The sequence below is a fragment of the Rhodococcus sp. RCBS9 genome, from assembly GCF_029457415.1.
Classification (GTDB): Bacteria; Actinomycetota; Actinomycetes; order Mycobacteriales; family Mycobacteriaceae; genus Rhodococcus_F; species Rhodococcus_F qingshengii.
Genome location: NZ_CP120422.1, coordinates 5392728 through 5405242, shown reverse-complemented (window position 1 = coordinate 5405242; position 12515 = coordinate 5392728). Strand labels below are relative to the sequence as shown.

General features: G+C 64.8%; 1 protein-coding gene. It reads right to left on the bottom strand.

From position 1 onward, the window contains the following. Nucleotides 1-2: 2 nt before the first annotated feature. A complete protein-coding gene (locus P0M12_RS25390; protein ID WP_230793252.1) occupies nucleotides 3-12464 on the bottom strand; it encodes a non-ribosomal peptide synthetase in 12462 nt (4153 codons plus the stop codon). Between the last annotated feature and the right edge of the window lie 51 nt (nucleotides 12465-12515).

The window sequence follows — 12515 nt, the reverse complement described above, 5'->3', positions numbered from 1 at the left end:
AACTATGTAGCCGTGCGTTTCGACAAATAGCTGTCGAGCAGCGGGGCAATCGCCGCCCACCCGGCTGGGGTCACCAAACCGGCGTGGTCGTACGGCAGATGGTGTACTGCCATGTCCTGGTCCCCGCGGACTCCGCGCCAGCGATCAGCCAGCAGCTGTCCGGACGCCTCGGCGTCGGCGGTGATCAGAGTAACCGGTCCGTCGTAGGTTGTGTCGGTCGAGCTGGCCACGAGCAAACGAGTGGCATCAAAACCCGCCCGAACAGCGTCGACCAGTCCCGGTGCCTGAGTGAGGATCTCGGGTGGCAGGGCGGCGGCCAGATCTCGGTCGTCGGCATCGTCGCGACCGCGATCGTCACGATCTCCCAGTGGATGAGTATCGATCAGACCGGCGAACTCCACTGTCTCGCCGATATCGACCAGCTGAGCCGCCATCGCGGCAACGACGTTGCCACCGAACGAGTAGCCGAGCAGGTGGTACGGCCCGCTCGGTTGCACGCCGCGAATCGTGTCGACGTACATCGCTGCCAGTTGGTCCACGTTCGTCGGTTCGAGTGGCTCACCGGCAACTGTGGGCAGTTGCAGGCCGAACAGTGGACGGTCGGCATCGAGAACACCGGTCAAAGGCGCAAAGGGCCAAGCGAATCCACCGGCCGGATGCACACAGAACAGTGGTTCTCCGCTGCCTTCGGCTCGCAGTGTCAGGAGGCGATCGCGACTCAGATCGATTTCGGACGCCGACTCGTCAAGGTGTACTGCAAGTTCTGCAACTGTCGGACGGGCCATCAGCGTTCCCACACCGACGCTCACCGACAGGTCGTGCTCCATCTCCCCCACCAGTCGCATAGCTCGAAGCGAGTCGCCGCCGAGATCGAAGAAACTCTCTTCGGGATCGACTGCCTCGACGCCGAGTACCCGCGCAAAGACCTGGCACAGTTGCCTTTCCATCTCGGTTCGCGGTGCTCGGGCCGCTGCTCGGGCGGGGGGTGCCGGCAACGCACCGCGGTCCAGTTTTCCGTTGGGCGTCAACGGGATCGAATCCACGACGACGATGTCCGACGGAACCAGGTGTGCCGGTACGCGTTCCCGCAACGCAGCTCGCAGATCGACTGGATCAGCGCCGGGTTCTTCGATGACGTAGCCGACCAGTCGCGGCGGCGCACCGCCTTCGCTACGGACTGACGCTGCCGCTCGCAACACTCCCGGCAACGACGCCAGCGCGGATTCGACTTCACCCAATTCGATCCGAATGCCTCGGATCTTGACCTGATGGTCTGCGCGACCCAGATATTCGAGTTCGCCGTCGCGGCGACGCAGTACAACGTCACCCGTGCGGTACATGCGCTTGCCGACGGAGTAGGGATCAGCAACGAACACAGCGGAGGTCAACGCGGTCCGGTGAAGGTAACCCATCGCCGTTCCGTCTCCGGACATGTACAGCTCGCCCGCCGCTCCGATCGGTACCTCCCGCAGACCCGAATCGAGTACCCGCGCAGACGCGTTCAGAATCGGACGACCCAAGCAGGGTGTCTCGCTCCCCTGAACCGGGGATCCCATCGCGTTGATCGTGAACTCCGTCGGCCCGTAAAGGTCGTACCCGTCGACACCGTCCTGATCGCGCAATCGCGACCACAACTCGGCAGGTACAGCTTCTCCGCCGAGCATGACCAACACCGGCGTCCGCTCACCGTCGAGGAGACCGGCGGCCATCAGTTCCCGTGCATACGAGGGGGTTACATTCACGACGTCGATACCGACTTCGCGGTAATGCTTCACCAGAGACGCGGGGTCCAGTCGCGCCTGCTCGTCGATCACGTGAACTTCGTGCCCCGCGAGCAACCAGAACAGTTCCTCCCACGACATGTCGAACGAGAACGAGACTGTATGCGCGATGCGCAGACGTCGGCCACCCACACTGTTTTCGGTCGGCGTGAATATCTCGGCCTTGTGATTGTGATACATCGTCGTCAACCCGCGGTGACCCACCACGACGCCCTTGGGTTTTCCGGTACTGCCCGAGGTGTAGATGACGTAGGCAGGCTGGTCCGGTGAGGTCGGCCCGCAGACCGCAGCCTCGTCGACAACTGGTGCCGAAGACTGCCCGTCGAGTACCCCGGCCACGTCCGGGTCGTCGAGGACCAGACATGGCTGTCCATCGGGAACAACGAGGTCACGCGTCTGAGTCGTGGTGACTACCAGCGCCGCATCGCTGTCGAGGATGAGTTCGCGCAGGCGTGCCGGCGGGTGAGCCAGATCCAAGGGAAGGTAGGCCGCTCCGGTTCTCATGACGGCGAAGATCGCGACGACGTGATCGGCAGTACGCGGAAGCGCGAGCGCGACAACACGGGTCGGTCCCCCGCCTGGTACCGACTGCCCCAGCGCCGAAGCGAGTATCCGTGCCAGTCTGTCCACCCGAGAGTTCATCTCGGCTGCGCTCAGTGTGACGTCTCCGAAGACCAGCGCCGTCTCGTCCGGAGTTGCCGCTGCCCTTTCGCGCAGTAGTGCGTCCACGCTACCGCCGGCCTGGTCCGGCCGTGGCATCACGACGTGCTCCGAAGCGAATTCCGCGGGGGTGCGCGAAAGCGGAACCGCCGTGTCCGCCACCGTGGCGGTATCGGAATTCGCCATCACTTCGAGAATCGTGATGGTGCGGGACAGGATGTCCTGAGCCACGTCGTGCGGAATCAGGTCAGGACGGTTTTCGAGTGTGAGCGCCATCGCCGCGTCCCCGACACCCGGATCCACGTCGAGCGTGAGCGCATAGTGCGTGCCGTCCACCGCATCGAACCCGACGATTCCACTGCGACCGAACGTGTCTCGACGTGCCTGTTCGTCGCGAGGGGTGTTGCGGAAAACGTAGAGCGTGTCGAAGAGCGTGGCGAACCCTGCACTTCGCTGCACGTCGCCGAGCCCGAGATGGTGATGCCCCAGCAGCGAACCTTGTTCACGGAACAGGCGTCCGAGCAACGCCGAGATCTCCTCGCCTGGCCGGACCCGGACACGCACGGGAATGGTGTTGAGCGCCAAGCCCACCATTCGGTCGGCGCCCTCGACCTCGGGTGAACGTCCCGAAACCGTCGATCCGAAGACCACGTCGTCACGGCCCGTCACGGCGCGCAATGCCAGGCCCCACGCCGCAGAAACCACGGTGGACAGCGTCACTCCGCTACGTCTGGCCAGCTCGCGTACGTGCTCGGTGATGCTCTGTTCGAGCTGAACCCGGGTGAACACCGGCAACGGAGCGCGCCCGCCTGATCCCGTACCACCCACGAGTGTGGGTTGCTCGAGATCCGCGAGGTAGTCCTTCCAGGACGAGATGGCGTCCGTGCGATCCGCTTCGGCGATCCATCGCAGGTGATCACGGAAGTCCGCAGGCTTGTCGAGCGCGCCGTCGAGTCCAACCGGGTCCGTGCCGTGTGTGCGAGCAAACTCGTAGAGCGCAAACAACTCCGCGTACATCAAGGTCTGCGACCAACCGTCGGTCAGCAGGTGGTGCTGAGTGAAGACGAGGTGCGCTCCCCCACCTGGCAACCAGACCAACACCATTCGAATGAGTGGCGGCGCACTCAAGTCGAACAGCCTGCCGAATTCAGCCTCGTCGACGGCGCGGACCTCGATATCCAAGTCGTCGGGTGCGACTGCGCTCAGATCGATTTCGCGGAAAGGCATTTCGGCTGCCCTGGGCACGAACTGCACCGGAGCGTCGAAACCGGCGTGTGTGAAGCCGGCCCGCAGGTTCGGATAGCGCCGCAAGAGCGCATCCCCCGCTGCTCGGATTGAGCGAACGTCGACGGCGGCATCGGCGGAGAACTCGAATCGCGGCTGCATGTGATAGACATCCGTGCCGCCGGCGCCGTCGAGAACCGACTGGAAGTACATGCCTTCCTGCAAGGGACCGAGTGGCAGCACGTCCTGCCAGCCCGGGCTCAGCGACTCGAGCCGTGCCCGACGATCCGCATCGACGGCCACGAGCGGACTCTGCACGCGATCCGGCGCGGTGTCGGGCAATGCCTTCCGGTCCACCTTCCCGTTGAGGGTGAGTGGTAGCGCCTCGAGCACCGTGATGGTCTGCGGCACCATGTGTTCGGGTAGGAGCCGCGCAATCTCCTTGCGCACCAGTACCGAATCGAGCGTGGTTGCACCTTCGGGAACCACATACCCGTGCAAACTTCCGGTACCCGCCGCATCGACGCGAACGGTGGCTGCCGCGCGGAACACACCTGCCACCGATCCGAGCGCGCCTTCGACTTCGCCGAGCTCGATGCGGAAACCGCGAACCTTCACCTGATCGTCCGCACGACGAAGGAAGTGCAAAACCCCTCGCCGGCGTCGGACCAGATCGCCGGTGCGGTAGAGGCGTGCCCCCGGCAGAGAAGGATCGGCGACGAACCGAGCGACGGTCAGATCGGGGCGGTTCAGGTATCCGCGGACCACCTGCGCACCGCCCAGATACAGCTCGCCCGCAACGCCTTCCGGAACCTCACGCAGGTCGTCGTCGAGGATTCGCACGTGCACATCGGTCCAGGGCTGACCGATCGTGACTCGGTCGCCGGTCGTGATGACCGAAGATGTCGCCCACACCGTGGCCTCGGTGGGTCCATAGACATTCCGGACCGAAGCAGCGTTGGCCACCAGATCGTCGGCCAGATCCTGCGGGAGGGCTTCCCCTCCCACCAGGGCTCGCACCATGGCGAGTCCGACTGCGTTCTCGTGTTCGGTGACCACTCGCCACAGCGCCGGCGTTGCCTGCATCACTGTCGCATCGCTTGCGATGATCAACGCCGACAACGCATCCGGATCGCGAACCGTCCTGCGGTCTGCGATCACGACAGTCGCGCCCGCCGCGAGCGGGCACAGCAACTCGAGTGCCGCGATGTCGAACGACACCGTTGTCACCGCGACGATGCGATCGCCCGGCCTGATCCAGCAATCCTCGAGTACCGTGTCCGCGAAGGCTGCGAGGTTGCCCGTCGAGACCATCACGCCCTTGGGGCGACCCGTCGAACCGGAGGTGTGGATCATGTAGGCGAGGTGATCACCCGCCGCGGGCGGCGGAGGAAGCACGACACCCGAGTTGGTGAACTCACCGTCCACGAAGACACTCGTGGCGACCGTCAACGGAAGTTGCCCGGCGCTGTCGATACTGGTCAGGACACACACCGGAGCCGCGTCCTCGATCATGAACTCGAGCCGCTCAGTCGGGTAATCGACGTCGAGTGGCAGGTACGCAGCGCCGATGCGCAGTACCGCGAGCAGTCCGGCCACCAGATCCGCATTTCGATCCAGCGCGACGGCGACTACCTTCTCGGGTCCGGCGCCGACCGCGAGAAGTTCGCGGGCCAGCTCGTCGACGCGCGCCGACAGTTCCCCGTAGGTAATTCCGACCTCGCCGGAGATCACCGCGATGGCGTCGGGGTGGCGGCTGACGTGTCGAGCGAACAACTGCGAGATCCCCGACGGCGGCGTCGCGCGTCGGCCCGGGTCGCGATCCGGCTTGTTTTCCGCCAGTCGCAGATCCGCGACGACAGTGCTGATTTCGTGACCGAGGACCGCGATCACACCGTCGAGCAATGCGTCCGCAGTCGCGGCGTCGAACAGCCCGGCATCAACCGTCAATCGAAGTTCTGTTGCGGTTCGGACGAATTCGAGGTCGACGCTCTTTCCGGGCGAGTGACCGACACGGGCAGCGAACAGGCTGCTCGTCGGACGCCCGAGTAGATCGGCGATTCGGTCGAGGCTGACATCGGAATGCGCAAGTGCCTCGGAGACAGCGTTTTCGACTCGCCGAACGACATCGGCAATTCTAGGCCGACCGGACAGGTCGACCCGAATCAGGGTGTCAGTCCCTTCCGAGACCAGTCCGACCGCAAGGTCCCGACCACCGCCGAAGCTGTTCAGCGTCGCCGCCACGGCGGCCAACAGCACCGCGTCGAATCCTGGTTCGTCACCGAACCGGGCATCGCGTAGCTGACGGAGGTAGGTGTGCGGGCGGTACTCTTCGCCGCGCGGGCGGTCATACGGAAGGTCCGTTTCGAGGGGCAGGTCCGCGAGCGTGCGAACCCAGTACCGCTCGTGATCAGGATTTCCCGCCACCGCCGGGGCGCGGAACGTCGCCACGGTCACGACGGGTCGATCGACGCCAACGACCGAATCCGGCGAGAACTTCGTCCGATCGACGCGTGCGGCCACGGCAAGACCGAGGGGGGTCGGGGTGTCGAAGACATCCGAGACGACGACGCGAATTCCCAGCTTGCGCAGGCTTCCCACCAACCGCATCGCAGTGAGCGAGTGACCGCCGAGAGTGAAGAAATTGTCGCCCGGATCGACGTCGGGAATCTCCAACACCGTTGCGACACAGGCGCACACTGCATCCACGACCGCGGGATCGACATCGATCGCAGGATCGGACGCGGCCACCTTTTTCGTGACAGCGACATTTTTCGCGGCAGACACCGCATCGGCAACGGACGCTGCCTGTCGGACTACCGTGAGCACCGCGGATGCGGGAGCTGTCGGCTCGGTCAGCAACCCACGCAGGATCTCCGCGAGCCGTGTGACCATTCGCTCCGCCGTGGCGTCGGAGACAACTGCCGGATCGTGGTACAGAACCAGATCCAGACCGGTGCTCGGCGGCGCCATCAACGTCATCGGATAGTGCGTGACTCCGCGGTTGGTGAATCCCTCGACCCGCAGTGTGTGCGATGCAGGCTGTCCTGCACCGGAGTTCGGGAAGTTCTCGAACACCAGGAGCGTGTCGAACAGTTGCCCGATTCCGGCGATGCGTTCGATCTCGGCCAAACTGGTGTGTTCGACGTCCACGATGTCGAATTGGGCGTTCTGGAGATCGACGAACTGATCGAGCAAAGGCCGGTCCGCGACGATGTCGAGGCGGGCCGGAATCGTGTTGCTGAACAACCCGACCATTCCCTCCACCCCCGAGAGTTCGGCAGGTCGGCCGGACACCGTGGCCCCGAACACGACGTCCCACTGTCCTGTCGCTTCGGCGAGCGCTGCTGCCCACGCACCCTGAACCAGGGTGTTGACCGTCAGCGCTCGCGCACGGCCGAGTTCGATCAGCGCTTCGGCGTCCGATGTCGCGAGAGGAACCTCGAGCGCGACGGGCACACTTCGCGGCGCTCCGGCATCGGCAACGAGAGTCGGCGCGGTGAGCCCACGCAAACGCTCGCTCCACGCTGCGCGGGCAGAGTCCTGATCACGGCCGGCGATCCATGCCAAGTAGTCGCGATACGGCGTCGGCGCAGGGAGGCGGCTGTCGCCGTCGTGGTAGACGTTCATCAGCTCGCGCAGGACGATCGGAGTCGACCAACCGTCGGTGAGCAGGTGGTGCGCGTTGAGGACCAAACGGTGCACCCCGCCGGGCAGCCGAACCAGTAGTGCACGCAGCAGAGGCGGTGTACTGACGTCGAAGACATGCTTGGCGGCCTCGTCCTCGAGCTGATCTGCAGAGCGGAATGCAGTGTCAGCTGGAACGGAGGTCAGATCGACCGAACGCCACTCGACTTTTGCGCCGCGCGGAATGATCTGAACGGGCCGTTCGAACTGCTCGTAGTGAAAAGCTGCGCGAAGGTTCGGGTGCCTGTCGATCACGGTCTCGAACGCGTCGGCCAACTTCGCCTCGTCCAGTGGCCCGGAGAGGTCGAAGCGTGCAGTGAGCGTGTAGACGTCTGCGGCTCCGTCACGGACCGCATGGAACAGGAGACCTTCTTGTAGCGGCGAGAGCGGAAGGACGTCGGCAAGCGGTCCGTGGACGGCTTCGAGTTCGTTGATCCCTGCCTGATCGACCACCGCGCCCTGGCCGAAGATCGTCGCCGAGCAATCGGAAGGCGTCAAACCACCCTCGAAGAGCGCGGCATGCGCGGTCAGGGCAGCGAGCGCACGTTCCCAATGCTCTTGCAGCTCGACGATCGTCGCGCCGTCGAGCACTGAACCCGCCGCAGTCCATTCGACTGCCAGCGTCGTCGAGTCGTCCTCTCGGACAAATGCGTTGAGCGCCAGCACTTCCGACATAACCTTCGTCGCCGGCTCGATGACCGCGAATGGATCCTGCTCCGGCAATCGCCATCCGGTTCCGGGCAAGGACGGGAAGCGGCCCAGATAGTTGAGCAGCAGTTCGGGTGTAGCGCACGCGGAAAGGTCAGGTGCGGTGTCGGGATCCAGATGCCGCAGAACTCCATAGCCGACTCCGCCTCCGGGTACGGCGCGTTTTGCCTCCTTCACCGCACGAAGGAGATGCCCCGCAGCTGCTCCGCCGCTCAGTGCGTCGGCAAGATCGTCTGCGGTGAGCAGTGCATCGGTGGGAACCCGGACGGGGAACTCACTGGTGAACCACCCGATGGTTCCGGCGAAGTCGGTGTCGCTGGTGAGCGCGTCGCGGCCATGACCTTCGACGGTAACTGTCTGCGCGGGCAGCCCGATGAGGCCGCGGCCGTGCTGCCATGAGCGCAAGGCAAGCATCAAACCCGAGAGAAGCACTTCGTCGGCCTTGGCTCGATACGCCGCCGGAAGCGTGGTCAACAGCGCGTCGGTGACGGCCGGGGGCGCAATGGTTGTCGTGCGAGAGGCGGTTGCGGTCACGTCGATCTTCGGGTCGAGACGACGACTGCCGATCGGCTCGTCGTCCGCCTGTACCGACGCAGACTTCCAGTACTCGAGCTCTGACGCCCTGCTGCCAGAGGCCCCGAATTCCGCGAGCAACCCTGCGTATCGACGCCACGAACTTCCGCCTGCAGCCAACCGGGCCGACCTACGCTCGCGTGCAGCATCGGTGGCTTCGTGGAGGTCTGGAAGCAGAATTCGCCAGGACACACCGTCGACGATCAAATGGTGAGCCACGACGATCAATTGGTCGGGTCGTCCGGCCTCGGTATTGACCAGTACGACTCGCAGGAGTTCACCGGCACGTGGGTCGAGACCCGCCGCCGACGCCTCCGCGAGGTCTCTGATCCGGGACGGCTCGGAGGTGTCGGACACCTCTCGAACGAGTCCCTCGCTGCGCACCGCGCCGGGGTCCCGGACGATCAATTCGGTAGTGCCGCTGTCGTTGTCACGGCGCAGGAGCAGGCGTAGAGCGTCATGGTGATCGAGGATCGTCTGCACGCCGGACTGCAGGTCACCCAGTGAAAGGCTGTCGTCGATGCGCACTGCGGTCCACTGCGCGTAGCCCGCGATTGCCTCGTCTGTCGGATTCTTGTCGATCAGTGCTCGAACGATCGGCGGGGCGATCACGGTGCCGGTCGCCACGTCCGCAACCGAGGCTACGGCGTCGGCGTCATCGGCAATCTCACGTGCCGCAGCGGCGATGGTTCCCAGATCTCGCTGTGCCAGTAGTTCTTTGGGAGCAACGATCAGTCCGCGCACCCGCAGTCGACTGCTGACACTGATCGCCGTGATGCTGTCACCACCGAGGCCGAAGAAGTCCTCGTCCACGCCGACGCGTTCGCGGCCGAGCACCTCGGCCACCACGTCACAGAGGATTTCCTCGCGCGGTGTGGATGCGGCGCGCCCTGCCGATTCGGCAGCCGGGGCAGGTAGTGCCGCACGATCGAGCTTTCCGTTCACCGTGACGGGCAGTTCGTCCAGAACGACGATTGCGGCGGGAACCAGATGATCCGGTACGCGACCGGCGAGGTCACGGCGCAATTCTTCCTGCGGCGGAAGCGTCGCGCCGGCGGCGGCTACAACGTAGCCGACGAGGCTGGGCCGTCCCCCATCCGTGCGGATCAACGCAGCAGCCGCGCCGATTCGGGGTACCGATCCGAGAACAGCCTCGACCTCGCTCAACTCGACTCGATGTCCGCGAATCTTCACCTGCTTGTCGCTGCGACCGATGAAGTCGTAGCCCCGCCCCGGCACCCACCGCGCCACGTCCCCGGCGCGGTACATCAGATCTCCCGGAGCCCCGAAAGGATCTGCGACAAAACGCTCGGAGGTCGCGCCGGCGCGGCCGAGGTAGCCCCTGGCCAATTGCGGTCCCGCCAGGTAGAGCTCACCTCGTTCACCGTCGGCGACCGGCTCGAGCGCGCTGTCGAGCAGGTACGCACGGGTACCCGCGAGCGGGTACCCGATACGCGGTCCGGCACCTTCGACCGTGGTCGCGATCGCGTCGACCGTCGTTTCTGTGGGGCCGTACAGGTTTCGAGCCGGAACACCGGATTCGATGATCGCGTCCCACAGTGCGGGCGGTGCCGCCTCGCCACCCACGACGAGGAGCTGCAACCGCTGCGTACGCAGCAACCCGTTGTCCACCATCGCTGCCGCCATCGACGGCGTCGTGTCGACCACGTCGACGCAATCTCGCTCGAACGCCGCGACCAGAGCGACCGCGTCCTTCTGCAGTTCCTCGTCGTATACGTGCACCCGATGACCACACAGCAGCCACAACAGTTGATCGAGAGACGCATCGAAGGCGAACGACGCTGTGTGCGCGGTGTGCAGTTGGCGGTTCCCGACGCGCTCGGCGGTGTCCCGGTAGATGGTGGCGCGATGGTGGTGAAGCAGGTGCGCCAATCCACCGCCTCTGACCAGCACACCCTTGGGCTTGCCTGTCGATCCCGAGGTGTAGATGACATACGCCAGGTGATCACCATGCCGTGCTGTCGCCAGTTCACCGAGTTCGAGTGGAAGCTCGGAATTGGCACGGAGTTCTTCGCGGACTGCGTCGGAATCGAGGACGAGGGGGTCGGGCCGAGAACCTCCGACGAGTTGCTCGGCCAGAGTGGAAGTGGTGATCACGACCTTCGGCTGCGCGTCGTCGATCAGATCTCGCAACCGCTCGGCCGGGTGCTGCGGATCCAGGGCCACGTACGCTGCGCCCGCGTTCAATGTCGCGAGCAGAGCCACCACCATCTCGGAAGTACGCGGAAGCGCAAGTCCGACAATGTCGTCCGGGCCGACATCGCGGGCCCGAAGCAACCGGGCGAGCTTGTGGACGCGGCCACCGAGTTCTGCGCCTGTCAAACGTTCGTCACCGCACACGAGGACTGTGTCATCCGCGTGCTCGACAACGATGCGGTCGAACACGTCGGGAACGAGTTCGACCGAGCCGGGCAGCAGTGCAGTTTCGCGGCCGGCGAGAATCCGCGCGGCTTCGGCCGCAGGCATCATCTCCACCTGACCGACGGCAGGATCTCCCTCCCCGACCATCGCGTTGACGATGCTGACGAAACCGGCGAGGCGACGCTGAACCGATTCCCGAGTATTGGTACGCGCGTCCACTTCGAATCCGAGTAGAACTTCGCCGTCCGCAATGGGCGTCACCGTCAAACCCAGGTCCTCCGGCGGTCCCCCGGCGACGTTTCGCAGTACACCCACAGCGCCGGCGAAATCGAGGGCGAAGTCGAAAGCCTTGAGATTGATTCCGATCCCGTGAAGCAGTGCGCCGGTTCCGGCGACGCCCAGGTCCCGAGCAAGATTCTCACCGCGGTAGCGCTGGTGTGCGCGCAGGCTTTTCATCGTGGCGGCCACCTGCTTGCTCAGGTCACCGAGTCGATCGTGGCTGCGAATCGTCAACCGGAGAGGCAGAACGTTGACTGCCATGGCCGGCGTCTTGAGTGCCGTGCGACCTACGCGCGCCATGAGTGGCATCGCGATGACAACATCCGTCTCGCCGAGCAGTCGGTGGAGAAACGCGCCGTAGCAGGCGATCAGTGCCTCGGCCCACGTTGTTCCCGTCGCGTCTGCCACGTCTTTGAGGCGGTTGAGGGCGTCGGCGGTAATGATCTCGCGAACCTGGATCGTTCGTTCCGCCGGACCGGTGACCTGCTGGCCGCGTCCGTCCAACGCGGGCAACGGCGTCAGGACATCACGCCAGTAGTCACGATCTTCCGCGAACTGCTCGCCAGCCCGGTACGCCTCGTCCTCGCTGACCAGATCTGTCATAGAACCGAATCGCGTTGGCGCGACCTCGGTTCCCTTCTTCGCGGCCGTGTAGTGCGCGGCGACTCGGCGCGAAATCATTGCTGCGCTGTATCCGTCGACGATCAGGTGGTGATAGAGCTGGATGCACCAGATCTCGCGATCGGAGAGCCTGATCAGCGAGTAGGTGTACAGCGGACGCTCCACCATCAGGCGGCAGTACTCGGACGCCCGGCTGCGCTCGGCGTCGACCAGTGCGTGCGCCACGGCTACGGGATCGCGCTCGTCACGGACGTCGGTGATCGGGATGATGCCAACCGGCTCGTCGGAGATGTACTGACGCGGGCCGTCCGCCGTCTCGATCATCCGCAGCCGCATGGTTTCGGCTTCACCGATCGTCGCCGTGATGGCGGCTGTCAGCAGTTCGGTGTCGATCGGTTCGTCGCCCGAGATTTCGAGCACCTCACCGACGAGGTAGCTCCGAGATTCGGGATCAAGCCTCTGTGCGTTCCAAATCCCGAGTTGAGCTCCTGTGAGAGCAAACGTAGCTTCGCTCGCCGCTCCGGAGTTCGAACCTGGAAGAACGCTCACACTGATCCCCTCGTCTGTGGACACACGTCACCCAAGGGTGACCTAACGTCG